General features: G+C 71.7%; 15 protein-coding genes, 1 tRNA gene and 1 pseudogene. 12 read left to right on the top strand and 5 right to left on the bottom strand.

Going from position 1 to position 14,474, the window contains the following annotated elements:
- Positions 1–14: 14 nt before the first annotated feature.
- The 6 genes from DEJ43_RS32825 (at position 15) to DEJ43_RS32800 (ending at position 6,927) form a co-directional block, all read left to right on the top strand.
- Positions 15–1,367 carry an MFS transporter gene (locus tag DEJ43_RS32825; RefSeq protein WP_015037739.1) on the top strand — a complete coding sequence of 451 codons (1,353 nt, stop codon included), beginning with the start codon at positions 15–17 and terminating at the stop codon, positions 1,365–1,367.
- Positions 1,364–2,368 carry a formylglycine-generating enzyme family protein gene (locus DEJ43_RS32820; protein ID WP_078508811.1) on the top strand — a complete coding sequence of 335 codons (1,005 nt, stop codon included), beginning with the start codon at positions 1,364–1,366 and terminating at the stop codon, positions 2,366–2,368. The genes DEJ43_RS32825 and DEJ43_RS32820 overlap by 4 nt, the downstream gene beginning before the upstream one ends.
- Positions 2,369–2,403: 35 nt before the next feature.
- Positions 2,404–3,267 carry an SGNH/GDSL hydrolase family protein gene (locus DEJ43_RS32815; protein WP_015037737.1) on the top strand — a complete coding sequence of 288 codons (864 nt, stop codon included), beginning with the start codon at positions 2,404–2,406 and terminating at the stop codon, positions 3,265–3,267.
- A gap of 507 nt (positions 3,268–3,774) precedes the next feature.
- Positions 3,775–5,253, top strand: a complete 1,479-nt coding sequence (locus DEJ43_RS32810) for a cellulose binding domain-containing protein (protein ID WP_015037735.1) — start codon at positions 3,775–3,777, stop codon at positions 5,251–5,253.
- Positions 5,254–5,275: 22 nt separating this feature from the next.
- On the top strand, positions 5,276–5,800 hold the full coding sequence (locus DEJ43_RS32805) for a hypothetical protein (protein ID WP_015037734.1): 525 nt from the start codon (positions 5,276–5,278) through the stop codon (positions 5,798–5,800).
- A gap of 161 nt (positions 5,801–5,961) precedes the next feature.
- Positions 5,962–6,927: a MerR family transcriptional regulator gene (locus tag DEJ43_RS32800; protein WP_015037733.1), complete on the top strand. Its 966-nt coding sequence runs from the start codon at positions 5,962–5,964 to the stop codon at positions 6,925–6,927.
- A gap of 518 nt (positions 6,928–7,445) precedes the next feature.
- Here the strand turns inward: DEJ43_RS32800 and DEJ43_RS32790 are convergent.
- Positions 7,446–8,201 carry a DeoR/GlpR family DNA-binding transcription regulator gene (locus tag DEJ43_RS32790; RefSeq protein WP_041663160.1) on the bottom strand — a complete coding sequence of 252 codons (756 nt, stop codon included), beginning with the start codon at positions 8,199–8,201 and terminating at the stop codon, positions 7,446–7,448.
- A gap of 48 nt (positions 8,202–8,249) precedes the next feature.
- Between DEJ43_RS32790 and DEJ43_RS32785 the strand changes: the two genes are divergently transcribed.
- The 3 genes from DEJ43_RS32785 (at position 8,250) to DEJ43_RS32775 (ending at position 10,000) form a co-directional block, all read left to right on the top strand.
- A complete protein-coding gene (locus tag DEJ43_RS32785; protein WP_015037731.1) occupies positions 8,250–8,633 on the top strand; it encodes a hypothetical protein in 384 nt (127 codons plus the stop codon).
- On the top strand, positions 8,630–9,304 hold the full coding sequence (locus DEJ43_RS32780) for an NUDIX domain-containing protein (RefSeq protein WP_015037730.1): 675 nt from the start codon (positions 8,630–8,632) through the stop codon (positions 9,302–9,304). Before DEJ43_RS32785 ends, DEJ43_RS32780 begins: the two co-directional genes overlap by 4 nt.
- Before the next feature lie 318 nt (positions 9,305–9,622).
- Positions 9,623–10,000, top strand: coding sequence for a nuclear transport factor 2 family protein (locus DEJ43_RS32775; protein ID WP_015037729.1), 378 nt, complete (start codon positions 9,623–9,625; stop codon positions 9,998–10,000).
- A gap of 45 nt (positions 10,001–10,045) precedes the next feature.
- On the opposite strand, the pseudogene DEJ43_RS38435 reads toward DEJ43_RS32775, so the two are convergent.
- Positions 10,046–10,171: pseudogene (locus tag DEJ43_RS38435) on the bottom strand (IS630 family transposase); the annotation flags it as partial.
- Positions 10,172–10,396: 225 nt separating this feature from the next.
- A tRNA-Pro gene (locus tag DEJ43_RS32760) sits at positions 10,397–10,470 on the bottom strand.
- 194 nt (positions 10,471–10,664) lie between these two features.
- Between DEJ43_RS32760 and DEJ43_RS32755 the strand changes: the two genes are divergently transcribed.
- Positions 10,665–11,216, top strand: coding sequence for a DUF309 domain-containing protein (locus DEJ43_RS32755; protein WP_015037727.1), 552 nt, complete (start codon positions 10,665–10,667; stop codon positions 11,214–11,216).
- Between the two features lie 18 nt (positions 11,217–11,234).
- Here the strand turns inward: DEJ43_RS32755 and DEJ43_RS32750 are convergent, their stop codons facing one another.
- Both DEJ43_RS32750 and DEJ43_RS32745 read right to left on the bottom strand, forming a co-directional pair.
- On the bottom strand, positions 11,235–11,603 hold the full coding sequence (locus DEJ43_RS32750) for a DUF488 domain-containing protein (RefSeq protein ID WP_015037726.1): 369 nt from the start codon (positions 11,601–11,603) through the stop codon (positions 11,235–11,237).
- Positions 11,604–11,632: 29 nt separating this feature from the next.
- The gene (locus DEJ43_RS32745; RefSeq protein ID WP_015037725.1) at positions 11,633–12,235 is read right to left on the bottom strand and encodes a TetR/AcrR family transcriptional regulator; all 603 of its coding nucleotides are present in this window, start codon (positions 12,233–12,235) and stop codon (positions 11,633–11,635) included.
- 208 nt (positions 12,236–12,443) lie between these two features.
- Here DEJ43_RS32745 and DEJ43_RS32740 point away from each other — a divergent pair, with 208 nt between their 5' ends.
- Together DEJ43_RS32740 and DEJ43_RS32735 are read left to right on the top strand one after the other, a co-directional pair.
- A complete protein-coding gene (locus DEJ43_RS32740) occupies positions 12,444–13,292 on the top strand; it encodes a phosphatase PAP2 family protein (protein ID WP_015037724.1) in 849 nt (282 codons plus the stop codon).
- Positions 13,289–14,443 carry a DMT family transporter gene (locus tag DEJ43_RS32735; protein ID WP_015037723.1) on the top strand — a complete coding sequence of 385 codons (1,155 nt, stop codon included), beginning with the start codon at positions 13,289–13,291 and terminating at the stop codon, positions 14,441–14,443. Before DEJ43_RS32740 ends, DEJ43_RS32735 begins: the two co-directional genes overlap by 4 nt.
- The last annotated feature ends 31 nt before the right edge of the window (positions 14,444–14,474 follow it).

Here is a 14,474-nt window from a genome sequence, read left to right as displayed (position 1 = left end):
GAGAGCGAGGCGTCATGCCCGAGCTTATCCACGATCCCGGCAGACCCGGACCCGCCCAGGCCCCCTCCACGCGCGTCCAGGGCCGGTGGCGGCAGCTGTCCCTCCTGGGCGGCGCGATGCTCGTCGACAACACCGAGGCCGGCATGATCGGCGGCCTGTTCCCCGTCATCCGCCAGGCCCTCGGACTCTCCCTCGGAGCCCTCGGGGTCCTGACCGCCGCGGGCAGACTCGTCGGCGTGATCACCACACCCCTGTGGGTGTGGGCCGCGCACCGCTGGTCGCGCAAGACCGTGCTCGTCGTGTGCGCGGGCCTGTGGGGCGTGTGGGGCGTGGCCGCCGGCTTCGCCCAGAACTTCACCCAGCTCCTGCTCTTCTCCACCCTCCTCGCCGCCGGCTACGCCGGCGCCCACCCGATCATCACCACGCTCGTCGGTGACCTCTTCGACAGCTCGTCGCGAGGCCGCGCCGTGGGCATGCTGTTCGGGGCGACCGCGTTGGCGTCCTCCGTGTTCGCCGCGCTCAAGGGGCAGCTGGCGGGCGTGGACGACGGCTGGCGATGGGGATTGTGGGCGATCGGCGCGTTCAGCATCCTGTTCGGCCTGGTGATGTGGCGGTTCCTGCGTGACCCGGGCAGCGGGGCCGCCGAGACCCAGCTCGCGGACCTCGACCCCGCCGATCGCGAGGCCGCCGCCAGCACGTTCGTCACCCGACGCCAGGTCGTCTCGCTGGTGAAGATCCCCACCTTTGTGGTCCTGCTGGTCTCCCGGCTGCTCTCGGGCCACCTGTTGGTGTTCTCCTTCGCCGTGGTCTTCCTCGTCGAGGCGTACGGCTTCACCACCCAGGTCGCGTCGGTCGTGCTGATGCCCATCGGCCTTGGCTACTTCGCCGGGACGCTCCTCGGCGGTCTCACCGCCGACTGGGCCGCTCGGATCAGCCCTCGCCACGGCCTGCCCGCCGTCCTGCAGACGGCCCAGATCCTCTTCGCCGTCCTCGCCTTCTTCGGTACCCAGTTCGACTACGGAGGCATCGGCCCGTACGCGCTGTTCTTCGGCCTCATGGGCATCGCGCAGGGCGTCAACCCCGGCATCAACCGCCCGATGATCATGGCGATCGTCCCGCCCGAGCTGCGGCCCGCCGCCTTCACCCTTTACATCTCCGTCTTCGAGGCCATCGCCTGGGCCCTGTTCGGCCTCGGCGCCGGCTTCCTCGGCGACTCGATCGGCCTGCGCCCCGTCTTCCTGTGGGTCCTGGTCATCCTGATGCTCGCCAACGGAGCGTTCCTGACCCTGCTGCACCGCACCTACGCCCGTGACGCCGCCCGTATGCAGTCCGAGCTCGACCAGCGGCGCGAGCAGGCCCTCTCATGACACCGGGCCCCCTCGCGCCGGAACAGGGAGACGAGGCGGCGCGGCACGTCCCCGGCACGCCGGCAGCCTGCTGCGCCCCTGGCCGGTGGCCCGATAGGCCCGTGCCTCTTCGGCTGCTCTCGGCACCACGGCCCCGCCACGACACGTCGGCCGCCGGGATGGTGTGTCTGCCCGGCGGGGAGTTCCTGATGGGGACCGACGACGCGGAGGGCTTTCGCGGCGACGGCGAGGGACCCGTCAGGACGGTGCGGCTGAGGCCGTTCCTGATCGACACCTGCGCGGTGACCAACGACGCCTTCGCCCAGTACGTCGCCGACACCGGGTACGTCACCGAGGCCGAGCGTTTCGGCTGGTCCTACGTGTTCGCCGGATTCCTGCCCGCGGCCCTGCGCCGCGGGGCCTACCGCCCGGAGCGGACGCCGTGGTGGTGCGGGGTGGGCGGCGCTGCCTGGAACCGGCCCGAAGGGCCCGGCAGCACCCTGGACGGTCGCGGAGACCACCCCGTCGTCCACGTGTCGTGGAACGACGCCGCGGCCTACGCGGCCTGGGCCGGCAAACGCCTGCCGACCGAAGCCGAGTGGGAGTACGCCGCCCGCGGCGGCCTTGAACAGAAGCGCTACCCCTGGGGCGACGAACTCGACCCGGACGGCGCCCACCACTGCAACATCTGGCGAGGCACCTTCCCGGCCAAGAACACCGCCACCGACGGATTCCGCGGCACCGCTCCGGTCGACGCGTTCGAACCGAACGGATACGGCCTGTACAACACCTCGGGCAACGTGTGGGAGTGGTGCGCCGACTGGTGGACCACCGACCACCCCACTCACCGCCCCTTGGCCGACCCGACCGGACCCGCCACCGGAACCGCCAAGGTCATCCGCGGCGGCTCCCACCTCTGCCACCGCTCGTACTGCAACCGCTACCGCGTCGCCGCCCGCACCGCGAACACCTCCGACAGCACCAGCGGCCACGCCGGATTCCGCTGCGCCCGCAGCGCCTGAGCAACCCGTCCCGTACGCACCGCCAGGAGACCCCCATGCGCAAGAGCCGTACCTTCGGCATGCCCAGAAACCGCGTCCGTGCCCTCGCCGCCGTCCTCGCCGCACTGACGACCACGGCCCTCGGCCCCACCACGACCGACTCCGCACACGCCGCCCCCGCCACGGGGGTCCACTACGTGGCCCTCGGCGACTCCTACTCCGCGGGCGGCGGCTCCTCGACCACCTACCTCAACGACTGCAACCAGAGCGTCAACTCCCACCCCTACCTCTACGCGCAGCTCACCGCCCCCGCCACCTTCGACTTCCAGGCGTGCGGCGCCGCGAAGACCACCGACGTCCTCGACAAGCAACTGGCTCCGCTGGGCGACACCACCACGCTGGTCAGCATGACCATCGGAGGCAACGACATCGGTCTCGGCACGGTCATGGCCACCTGCCTGTTCGGCAGCGACAGCGCCTGCCTCGACGCCATCGCCACCGCCGAGACCACCGCACACGCCGAACTCCCCGGCAAACTCGACGCCGTCTACGACGCCATCCGCACCCGCGCCCCACAGGCCCGCGTCTTGATCCTCGGCTACCCGAGGTTCTACGACCTCGACGTCCCGGCCTGTCTCGGCATCAGCGCCACCAAGCGCACCGCGCTCAACAAGGGAGCCGACGTCCTCAACGGCGTGATCCGCGACGAGGTCGCTCAGCACAGCGGCTTCGTCTACGAAGACGTCGCCGACCGCTTCGCGGGCCATCAGCTGTGCGACAGCAACCCCTGGCTCCACGCCCTCAAGTGGCCCGTCGGCCAGTCCTTCCACCCCAACGCGGCCGGCCAGTCCGGCGCCTACCTGACCGCGCTCCAGGCCGCTGCCGGACCCGAACGGCGATCCCCGAACGGGGCACGCTGACGGCCGGGCCCCGCGTCATGCCGGGCCCGGGCGGTGGTCTCCATCCGCCGCCAGGTCGGCATGACGGACACGGGTGTCACCCGCCTCCGCCAGTATTCCGCCAGCCGGCCGTGGAACCGTTCCAGATCTTTGGGCGGCAGGCGGTTGCGCCGGGAGTCCAGGATGCGGGTGTCGAGCTGCCCCGGGCACCGCAGGGTCGCACCGAAGCCCTCCTTCCGGAGCTCGCTCGACCGCAGCGGGGTCGCCGACGCCGACCGCCACCGCCAGTGCCGTGCCGCCGTGCCGTCCGAGCCCGGCGGCGACGTGCTGCGCGCCGTCGCAGTTGATGTCGGCGACCGGGCTGTCGACGTGCTTCTGAGGGGTGCCCCAGAGCTTGACGGCGTCATTGGTCTATGCCAACTTCTCCTCGGTGCATGATCAGCCATCCCCACAAGGGCGTTGAAGCAGCAGACTTCACCCTCGGCATCGTGCTGCCTCCCCCCAGCCACCTCCCCGAGAGGAATGTCCATGCGCAACGGACCAGGCAGCCGCAAGCTGCGGATACGCATCGCCTTCGCCGCCGCCACCGTCATCGGGCTCAGCGCCGCGGCGTTGACCGCCCTCCCCGCGGCCGCCGCGGACGAGAGCATCGCGATCCGGTACCGGCAGGGCGGCGCGGGCGGTGACCAGGCAGCGCCGTGGTTCACGGTGGTCAACACCGGGGCGACGAGCGTCCCGTTGAGCCAGGTCAAGGTGCGCTACTACTTCAAGGCCGACCCCGGCGCCTCGTACCGCTATGCGTGCGACTGGGCCGTGAGGGGCTGTACGCAGGTGACGGGCACGTTCGGCACGCTGGCCAACCCCACCGCCACAGCGGACCGGTACCTGGAAGTGGGGTTCACACCGGGGGCGGGCTCCCTCGCACCGGGGGCCGACACAGGGGACGTACAGCTGCGCTTCCACCGCTCCGACTGGCAGTCGCTCGACCAGTCCGACGACTACTCGTTCGGACCGGCCCAGACCACGTACGGAGACTGGGCCAAGGTCACCGCCACCATCGAGGGCGTTCAGGTCTGGGGCACCGCCCCGGCCGGCAACGAGCCCACCCCGACCCCACCCGCGACCCAGACCGGCCCCACTCCCACCACTCCGACGACTACCGATCCGCTCCCCACCGGACCGACCACGCCCTCTCCCGACCGAGGCGTCCTCTTCGACGACTTCGACTACGCCCGTCACAGCGATCCGGCGCTCGCCGCACACGGATGGACCATCCGCTCCGGCGGCGGCGGCCCCGGAGTCACCGGAGCGACCTGGGCGCCCGAGAACGTGACCTTCGCCAAACAAGGCGCGAACTCCATCATGACGCTGCGGACATCGACCGCGGGATCCGCAGCCTCGACCCGACAGGCCGAAGTCCACACCGGCGTGAGGAAGTTCAAGAACGGCACCTACGCCGCCCGGGTGCGCCTCGCCGACACCCCTACGAGCGGCCCGGACGGCGACCACCTGGTCCAGAGCTTCTTCACCATCAACGACCTCACCGCACCGATGGCGGACGACTACGCCGAGTACGACTTCGAGTACCTGCCCAACGGCGGCTGGGGCGAGCCGGCGAACGTGCTCTACACCACCTCGTGGGAGACCTTCCGCCCCGACCCCTGGGAGGCCGTCAACCAGCACACGGAAGCCCGCACGAGCCAGGCCGGCTGGCACGACCTCGTCCTCACCATCGACGACACGGCGCTCGTCTACTACCTCGACGGCAAGGAGTTCGCCCGGCACGACGCCCGCTACCTTCCCGAGCGACCCATGTCGATCCACTTCAACCAGTGGCTGATCGACCTCACCGGCCAGATCTCCACAGCGCCCCGCGCCTACGAGGAGCAGGTCGACTACGTCCTCCACGTGAAGGACCAGGTCCTCACCCCCGCCCAAGTGGCGGCGAAGGTCACCGCGTACCGCACGACCGGGACGGCCTTCGAGGACTCCGTACCCGCCTCCTGAACGAAGCGGCCCGGGCCGGGCTGTGGCGGTCGCGATCCCCCGCGGCGAGGGGGTCGTCGCAGAGGTGACGGCGGCGCCGGCAGCCGACGTCCTCGCAGACGAGCCGGTGGCCCCGGTCGTACTGCCCGCACCGCGTCCGGCCGCCATCGTCCCCTCTCCGGAGCCGGAGCCCGCCGGCATCGACGACGACCAGGAGCTGGTCCTCGAGGAACTCACCCGCGAGCAGGTCCTGGACTGGCGCAACCGCGCCGCCGCCGACCACCAGCTGGTCTTCGACCGCATCGACCGGTACGGCGAGCCGTCGGCACAGCGCCTGTTCACCGGGCGTTCGTCGCCGAGGGGCAGCACCTGGCCGGCCTGGGTCACCTGGACTTCCGTCTCACCACCTGGGGGCGGCATGAGCGGCGGCGAGATGTCCCGCGTCGACCTGGCCCGGGTCGCGATACGGGCCGCGAAGGAGGCGTCCCGCAAGAACCGCGCCCGCGTCCGGGGGCTACCGCCGCGCGCTCACCGCGCCCCAGGAGGCCGCCGCGAGTCCCGGATGTGACTGAGCGCTTCACTTCGCGGATGAGCCCTTGGGTGGGCGAGGCTGAGGGGGCCGAGCGTTCCAGTTGGCGAGCGCGGAGTGGCAGAGAGACCTGACAGCCCGACCTTGACCCGTCCCCCAAGGTCCGGGTTTAGCGTTCCGGGCGAAGCGAGGAGGTACACATGCGTGCAGGTGAGGCGGCTGCGGCCGCCGGCGTGACGATCAAGGCGCTGCGCTACTACGAGGAGTGCGGGCTGCTCAGCCCCGGCCGTGCGGCCAACGGCTACCGCGACTACACCGTGGAAGACGTCCGGCTGGCAGAGGAGATCCACAGCCTCGGAGCGCTCGGTCTCACCCCCAAGGAGACAGGGCCATTTCTCGCCTGTCTTCGTGCGGGACACGATGCGGGCGACCACTGCGCGGAGTCACTGGCTGCCTACCAGCAGAAGATCGACGCACTTGACCTCCTCGTCACCCGGCTGACACACACCCGGGAACAGCTGATCAGCCGCCGGGACGCGGCGGCCCGACGCGGTTTCCCCTCCGCCGCCGACCCTTCGAAGGAGCTCGACGAGATGCTGCCCAAGGCTGACCCCCTGCCCCCCGACCTGCCGGTCCCGGTGGACGACGGCGCCTCCGCCCACCTGCCGGGCCGAACGCTCCCCGCCCTGTCGTTCCACGGCACGGATGGCGGCGACATCCGCCTGGACACGGTCTCCGACGGCCGTTGGGTGCTCTTCCTCTACCCGCTCACCGGAGACCCGGCCGCCGACATCCCTGAGGGGTGGAACGAGATCCCCGGCGCCCGCGGATGCAGCCAGGAAGCGTGCAGCTTCCGCGACAACCTAGACGCCCTCAGGGCGGAAGGCGTCGACCGTGTTCTCGCCCTGTCCTCGGACCGAGCCGACTACCAGCAGGCGCTCGTGGACCGCCTGCACCTGCCCTACCCGATGCTCTCCGACCCCCACCTCCAACTCGCGGACGAGCTGAAGCTCCCGACGTTCGAGGCCAACGGCCAGACGCTTTACCGGCGCCTCACCCTCGTACTGCGCGGCGCCACGATCGAGCACGTCTTCTACCCCGTCTTCCCACCGGACACCCATGCCGACCAGGTCGCGCAGTGGTTCCGAAACCATCACGACGCGTAACTGAACCGACGAGGGGCCGCCACGCCTTCCGGGGTGGCGGCCCCTCGTCGCTGTGGGCAAGGACGTGTGAAGACACGCTGCCAGGCCGGCGGCCACGTGGGGCCGCGCGCTTCAGTCGAGTCCCGCCATGTGAAGCGCTCAGTCACCGGGGCCGCGACCGACATGATCCGCAGACTTCGGATCGACGAGAAGCAGAGGGACCCCCGGTCGGGGCCTCGACGCGGCGCAGTCGACAGCGTGCACGACACCACCCCGGCGGGACCGCGGCCGCCGGCCTTCGCCAGCACCCAGCCCGACTGGCGGCGCGGCCCGAGGACCTGGTCCACGACGGAGGCCTCGGCGGGTACTCGGTGGGCACCTGGTCGTGCGAGACGCCGTCCATGGGCCGCACGTGGCCCGGAGCACGAACCAGACCAGGTACTCGGCAGGCTCCACCGAGTCCCCAGGGCCGACTGGACGCATGAGCGGGCACGAGCAGCAGCCAGCCCCGCGCTGATGCAAGGTCCTGGAGGCCCTCTTCAGGCTACGAGGACCTCCACGCCGAGTGTCTTGAGTTGCTTGATGACCGTGTCGCGAGGATCGGCGTCGGTGATCAGCCCGGTGATCTTCTCCCACGGCAGGACGCGGTACGGCGAGGCCGTACCGATCTTCTCGCGGGAAGCGAGGATGTAGGTGTCCGCTGCCCGCGCGGACAGGGCACGCTTCATCGCCGCCTCCTCGGCATCCCCCGTGGTCAGTCCGGCCTCGGGGTGGACGCCGGTGACACCGAGCAGACACAGGTCGGCGGAGACGTTCTGCGCGGCCTCGACCGCGGCGGCGCCGCAGGCGACCGCCGAGTGTTTGAAGACGCGCCCCCCGATGAGGAAGAGCTCCGCCCGCGGGTGGCCGATCAGAGCCGTGGCGATCGTCGGGCTGTGGGTGATGACCGTGCAGGCGAGGTCCTTCGGGAGCGCCCGCGCCACGGCGAGGGCGGTGGTGCCGCCGTCGAGGATCACCGAGCCGCCCGGCCGCACCAGCGCGGCGGCCACTGAGGCGACCTTCCGCTTGCCGTCCGGGGCCACCGCCTGCCGTGCGTCGTAGTCCACCGCTGCGGGCGACGCGGGCAGCGCGCCACCGTACACCCTTTGGCACAACCCCTCGGCGGCGAGATCGCGAAGGTCACGCCGCACACTGTCCTCGGAAATGCCCAGTTCGGCGGCGACGTCCTTGGCCACGACCTTTCCCGTGCGGGCGAGCAGATCGAGCAGGTGCTCGCGTCGTTCAGCAGCCAGCATTCACGTTCCTTCCTGTTCTTGCATGGTTCTGCATGTATCTTAGCCGCCATGACCGACAAGCCCCTGCTCATCCTCATCGCAGGTCCCTACCGTTCCGGCGCCGACGGCGACCCGCAGGCCATGGCCGTCAACCTCGCCCGCCTGGAAACCGCGGCCTGGCCCGTCTTCGCGGCCGGGCATCTCCCCGTGATCGGCGAGTGGATCGCCCTACCCGTCCTCCGCTCCGCCGGCGCGGGCCCCAACGACTCCCTCGCCGACCAGGTGCTCTACCCCACCGCCGACCGGCTGCTCGCCCATTGCGACGCCGTGCTGCGCCTGCCGGGCGAATCCGCCGGCGCCGACCAGGACGTCGCCACCGCCCGCCGGCGCGGCCTGCCCGTCTACCACGACGTCGCCGAGATTCCGCGCCGCACCCCGCAGGAGACCATGTGACGAGCATCCCGGGTGTCGACACCCCCGATCACCGCGGACGCATCGGTCTCCACCTCTCCGGACGCGACCTCGACCGCAACCCCGACGTCCGGATACGCGACGTCGAACTCACCTCCCAGGGCTGGCACGTCCTGCGCCGCACCACCTTCGACTACCGGCGCCGCGACGGACGGTGGGAGACCCAGCAGCGCGAGACCTACGACCGCGGCAACGGCGCCGTCGTCCTGCCCTACGACACCGAACGCAGCCGCGTCCTGCTCACCCGCCAGTTCCGCTACCCCGCCTACGTGAACGGCCACCCCGACGGCATGCTCATCGAGGCGGCAGCCGGACTGCTCGACGCGCAAGACCCGCACACCGCGATCCGCCGCGAGAGCGCCGAAGAACTCGGCATCAGACTCGGGCCGCTCACCCACGTGCTCGACGCCTACATGAGCCCCGGCTCCGTCACCGAGCGCCTCCACTTCTTCGCCGCCCCCTACACCCCGGCCGACCGGACCGGCACCGGCGGAGGACTCGAAGAAGAGGGCGAGGACATCGAAGTCCTCGAACTTCCTTTTGCCGAGGCCCTCGCCATGACCCGCAGCGGACGCATCGCAGACGGCAAGACCATCCTGCTCCTGCAATGGGCAGCCCTGTGCGGGCCCTTCGTCCGACAGCAGAACGTCTGAAAGAGCGTTCTGTCCCGGTGGAGGTGCTGGGTAAGTCGCGAGGTGCGAGCGGATTGGGGGCACGCACGGAGGCGCGTGAGGATCCGCCCGTGAAGCGCGATGCATGTGGACGTGCGAGGTAGCGATGGCCAGCACTGCCGACCGCGGGGGAAGGGGAGATCTGGTCCCGTTCCTGGTGTCACACCGCCCATGAGGGGGAGAACCTGCGGGTCAGCGTGACCCCGCGCCATCTGGTGCTGTGACCGGGGTGGTTCACCGTGGTCGGAGGACGGCTCACGGGACGAGCGCGTTCCGCGAGGCGACTGGTATTACTGGTGCATGCAGGAAGAGACCGCACGGTCCGCGATCGACACGTTCATCTCCGCGTTCAACGCCTCGGACGACAGCCATGTGACTGCGCTGCTCTCCCAGGCCCTCACTTCGGACGTGGTCTTCTGGGGACCGTTGGGCCGCAGTGAGGGGATCGAGGCGGTCGAGCGGTTCGTGCTGGACATCCGGCGCCACCCCGCGGGGACCGGCACGATGGTGCGCTGTTCGGCGGTGGACATGCCGGACGAGTGGGCCCGGTACCAGTGGGTCTTCACGACGCCGGATGGAGGCCCCCGCCTGGCGGGAACGGACGTCATCCATCTGCGGCGGAGCCTCATCGACCAGGTCATCGTCTTCGCGGGCGAGATCGAGCCGTCCGCCTCCTGAGCCGTTCTCCTCTGGCGCCGTCCTTCTCCTGAACCGGCCCCGTTCGGCGATGGTGAACTGCCTCAGCGGTCCGAAGTGGGCCTCGATGGGGTGGGTCCAAGAGGCGTAGTTCGGGGTGAAGCACAGCTCGCCCTCGTGCTTTGTGGCCCAGCGGCGGATGTCGTTGCGTTTGCGCAAGATCGCCGGGCACGGCTCGCCGACCACCACCCAGCGCTACCGGCACCCGGACGCCGGCCAGAAATCCGCAGCCGGGGCAGCCTTCGCCGCGCAGCCTGTCACGGCAGTTACCGCCGTCTGGCCCCAGCGACCACCTTGGTCCCCAGCTGGCCCCCAAAAACGATCAAGGGGCCGTTTCAGATTGCTCTGAAACGGCCCCTGACCTGCGACTCTTTCGAGTCGGGACGACAGGATTTGAACCTGCGACCCCTTGACCCCCAGTCAAGTGCGCTACCAAGCTGCGCCACGTCCCGATGCGCGTCTCCTCGGGGTTTCCCCCTCGGCGGCGTGCAGGGAAAACATTACCTCACTCCGGAGGGTGGCCCGACGCACGGGGTGTCACCGCGCCGGATCTCTGCTCCGGGCCCCGGTCCGCTACGGCCCTGGCCACGGCCGTACGGGCCCGGCCGGCGGGGGACGCCGGTCTTCCGGGGGTGACAATGGGCGGGTGAACCGTGCAGAGAGTGGCCCGGGCAGGGACCGTGACGACGAAGGGCGGGCCCGGAGTGCCCGGCCGCGTGACGGGCTCGGGCGGCCGCTGCCGTACGGCGCCGAGGGCGTGCCCCGGCAGCCCGAGGGGGTCGTCCGCGAGCCTGAGGAGACCCTGCGCGAGGCGCAGCGGCTGCTCGACGCCGGGATGCCCTTCCATGCGCACGAGGTCTTCGAGGACGCCTGGAAGTCCGGCCCCGCGTCGGAGCGGGATCTGTGGCAGGGGCTCGCGCAGCTCGCCGTGGGCCTGACGCACGCTGCCCGCGGGAACACGGCGGGCGGGGCGCGGCTGCTGCGCCGGGGCGCCGACCGCCTCACGGGCGGTCCGGAGCTCGCGGCCGCCGCCGGGTACGGGATCGACGCCGCCGGACTCGTCGCTTGGGCGCGGGCCTTGGCGGAGCGCGTCGGCGGGGCGGACGCGGGGGCGGGCGGCGCGGGGACGGGCGACGCAGGGGCAGGCTTGGACGCTGCCGCCGAGGCGCCGAGGCTACGGAGCGGGGACAGCCGGTGACGCGGCCCGGCGGAGCTTCTACTCCCCCGCCAACTCCCTCACCAGTACCGAGGTGTGACTGGCCGTCGGGTCCTTGGCCGCCGTCAAGAGGGTGATCGTCCCCTTCGCCGCGAGTTCCCGGAGCCGGTCGAGTGCCGCGGCCGCCTCCGGGGCCGCGAGTTCGGCCTCGTAGCGGCGGCAGAACTCCTCGTACTCGCCCTCCGGTCCGTGGTACCAGCGGCGGAGTTCCGTGGACGGCGTGAGCGCCTTCGGCCATTCGTCGATGTGGGCGTCGGTCTTGGCGAGTCCGCGCGGCCAGAGCCGGTCGACGAGGACCCGTACGCCGTCCTCGGGCGCGGGGGTCTCGTAGATCCGGCGGACGCGGACGTCGTGGCGGTGTGCGGGCATGGCTCCAGGGTGCCGGAAGGCCCCGGGGCTCAGCCCTCGACGCGCAGCGCCGGAAGGAGGACGGCGTCGACGAAGGTCCGCATGTTCGCGGTGTCGGTGAACCGGTCCTCGAAGAGGCGCTCGATGCGGAGCATGCCCATGAAGCAGGGGGCGACGAAGCCGATCGCGGGGTTGTCGGCGTCGAGCTCGCCCCGCTCGACGGCGCGCGCCAGCATCGCGTCGATGGCCGCGACCTCGGGGGCGATGACGGTCTCGCGGAGGGCGGCGCGCAGGTCGGGGTGCTGGATGAAGGCCTGGGCGACGGCCTCCATGAGTTCGGCGTCCCGTTCGCGGTGGGAGGCGGCGATCCGGCCCGCCTCGCGCAGGTCGCCGGCGAGGGTGCCGGTGTCGATGCCGGTGAAGACGGTGCAGCGGCGCTGGGCCAGCGCCGCGGTGACGAGCTGGGGCTTGGTGCCCCACTGCCGGTAGAGCGTGGCCTTGCCGCACTTGGTGCGGGCGGCGACGCCCTCCATGGTCACCGAGTCGTAGCCGCCCTCGCGCAGGAGGCGGAGCACGGCGTCGTACAGCTCGGTCTCGCGCTCCGGCGTGATCTTGCTACGACGGGCTGCGGCGGTCGCGGCCTCTGTGGACATCGATCCCTCCCGGACACCTCTGTCTCTGCACATACGAGAGTAGGGGGTGCACAATCGAGACGCAAACGTATCGAGACGCTTGCGTCTCGATGAATTCGGATCTAGGCTGCCTCCGTTTGTTGCCGTTTTGACTGATTACCGATAAGAGGGCCGCGCGATGGCTGCCGGGATACGCGGGATACGAGGACCACGTCCTGCAGGACCGGGGATGACGCCTACCCCCGGCCCCGTCGGACAGGGCGAGCAGGGCGAACGGGAGCAGAGCGAGGGGCACGACGGGCGCGAGGGGCCGGGGGACGGAGGCGAGACCGCCCGACCGCCCCTGCTGCGCGAGCTCGCCCTCGTCACCGCGCTCTTCCTCGTCTACAAGTTCGGCCGGCTCTTCGCCAACGGCCACGAGACCCGCGCCTTCCGCAACGCCGACCGCGTCTGGGACGCCGAGCGCGCGGTCCACCTGCCGGGCGAGGGAACGATCCAGCAGCTGCTCCTCCACGGCGAACCGCTGATCCGGGCCGCGAACACGTACTACGCCGCCGTGCACTTCCCCGCCACGCTCGCCTTCCTCGTCTGGCTCTACCTGCGCCGCCCCGCCCACTACGTGTGGTCCCGCCGGGTCCTCGCGCTCGTCACCGGCGCCGCGCTCGCCCTGCACCTCCTCATGCCGCTCGCCCCGCCGCGGATGCTCGCGGCCAGCGGGCTCGTCGACACCGCCCGGGTCTACGGACCCTCGGTGTACGGGGCGACGCCGGAGACGGACTCGATGGCGAACCAGTTCGCCGCCATGCCGTCGCTCCACTTCGGCTGGGCCCTGATGGTCGCGATCGGCCTGATCGCCGCCACCCGGTCCCGCTGGCGGGTGCTGTGGCTGCTGCATCCGCTGCTCACCCTGCTCGTCATCGTCGGCACCGCGAACCACTACTGGTTCGACGCGATCGCGGCCGCCGCGATCCTCGGCCTCGCCCTGCTCGCCGTCCGCGCCCCCGGCCGCCGGACGGCGCCCCCACCCGTACCCCGCACGCTCGGTACGGCCTCCCTCCCGGTCGGAGCCCTCCGATGAACCCTGCCGCCGGCACCGTCGTCGCGGTGCTCCTCTCCCTCGTCTCCGCCGCCGGGTACGCGCTCGCCGCCGTCGCCCAGTCCCGGCTCGCCGCCGCCTCCCCCGCCCAGGACGGACGCGGGGCGCTGCGCGGGCTGCTCGCCCGCGGCCAGTGGTGGTCGGCCGTCGGCCTGAACGCCGCCGGCGCCCTCGCCCACGTGGCCGCCCTGCACTACGGGCCGCTGACCCTGGTGCAGCCGCTCGGCGCGCTGACCCTGGTCGCTGCCCTGCCGCTCGGCGCGTACGCCGCCCGGCGGCGGGTGACCCGTACCGAATGGCGCGGGGCGCTGTGGACCCTGGCCGGTCTCGTCGGCCTGGTCGCCGTGACCGGCCCCACCGCCCCCGGCGAGGCGCTCAGCCTCCGCGAGTCCCTGGTCGTGGCCGCGGCGACGGCGCTGCTCATCGCCGCGCTCGCGTCCGGCCGGCACCACCCGGCCAAGGGCCGCGCGCCGCGCGGGCTCGGGCACGCCACGGCCTCCGGGATCGCCTCGGGCGTCGCCTCTGCGCTCACCCAGACCCTGACGGCCGCGCTCGCCCTCGAACTCCCGGGCGGCAAGCCGAGCTGGTGGCAGACCGCGCTGCTCGCGGTGCTCATCTCGGCCTTCGCGACGGGCGGCCTGCTGCTGTCCCAGGCCGCCTACCGGGGTGGTCTCGCCGCGCCGCTCGCGGTGGTCAACCTGTCCAACCCGGCGGCCGCCGCGATCATCGGCGTGGCGCTGCTCGGCGAAACCTTCCGCGCGGGCGCGTGGGGCTGGCTGGTCGCCGCCGGCGCGTCCCTGGTGGCGGCGCGGGGCGTGGTACTGCTGACGAAGGGCGGATCCCCTGAGGCGGCTGCGGCGCCGGGGGCCGGGGCAGGTGCGGTGACGGAGTCCGTAGCCGCTGCGGTCACGGGGCCCGTGGCCGCAGCGGCGTCGGGGGCCGGGGCCGCTGCAGTGCCGGAGCCCGTGGCCGTCGCCGGACCTGCGGCGATGGCCGTCGCGGGACCGACACCCATGCCCCTCACCGATCCCCCGCGTACCCCCCGGGAGCTCCGGCGCGTCCCCACTCCTCGGCTCGGCGGGCGTGGGGGACGCGGGCGGGAGCAGGAGATGTCCTTGAATTCGTCATCTTGACGACAACTGGACGAGGCCCCTATCGTCAACA

Origin of the sequence: Streptomyces venezuelae ATCC 10712 (genome assembly GCF_008639165.1) — a bacterium.
In the GTDB taxonomy this organism is placed as follows: Bacteria; Actinomycetota; Actinomycetes; order Streptomycetales; family Streptomycetaceae; genus Streptomyces; species Streptomyces venezuelae.
This window is presented reverse-complemented; position numbering and strand designations above follow the sequence as displayed.

Excerpts from the sequence above, each read along its gene's own strand:
- DEJ43_RS32825 (WP_015037739.1), top strand. The coding sequence starts at position 15 with ATGCCCGAGCTTATCCACGATCCCGGCAGACCCGGACCCGCCCAGGCC.
- DEJ43_RS32745 (WP_015037725.1), bottom strand. The coding sequence starts at position 12,235 with ATGTCCACAGAGGCCGCGACCGCCGCAGCCCGTCGTAGCAAGATCACG.
- DEJ43_RS32810 (WP_015037735.1), top strand. The coding sequence starts at position 3,775 with ATGCGCAACGGACCAGGCAGCCGCAAGCTGCGGATACGCATCGCCTTC.
- DEJ43_RS32785 (WP_015037731.1), top strand. The coding sequence starts at position 8,250 with ATGACCGACAAGCCCCTGCTCATCCTCATCGCAGGTCCCTACCGTTCC.
- DEJ43_RS32740 (WP_015037724.1), top strand. The coding sequence starts at position 12,444 with ATGACGCCTACCCCCGGCCCCGTCGGACAGGGCGAGCAGGGCGAACGG.
- DEJ43_RS32815 (WP_015037737.1), top strand. The coding sequence starts at position 2,404 with ATGCGCAAGAGCCGTACCTTCGGCATGCCCAGAAACCGCGTCCGTGCC.
- DEJ43_RS32820 (WP_078508811.1), top strand. The coding sequence starts at position 1,364 with ATGACACCGGGCCCCCTCGCGCCGGAACAGGGAGACGAGGCGGCGCGG.
- DEJ43_RS32790 (WP_041663160.1), bottom strand. The coding sequence starts at position 8,201 with ATGCTGGCTGCTGAACGACGCGAGCACCTGCTCGATCTGCTCGCCCGC.
- DEJ43_RS32775 (WP_015037729.1), top strand. The coding sequence starts at position 9,623 with ATGCAGGAAGAGACCGCACGGTCCGCGATCGACACGTTCATCTCCGCG.
- DEJ43_RS32750 (WP_015037726.1), bottom strand. The coding sequence starts at position 11,603 with ATGCCCGCACACCGCCACGACGTCCGCGTCCGCCGGATCTACGAGACC.
- DEJ43_RS32800 (WP_015037733.1), top strand. The coding sequence starts at position 5,962 with ATGCGTGCAGGTGAGGCGGCTGCGGCCGCCGGCGTGACGATCAAGGCG.
- DEJ43_RS32735 (WP_015037723.1), top strand. The coding sequence starts at position 13,289 with ATGAACCCTGCCGCCGGCACCGTCGTCGCGGTGCTCCTCTCCCTCGTC.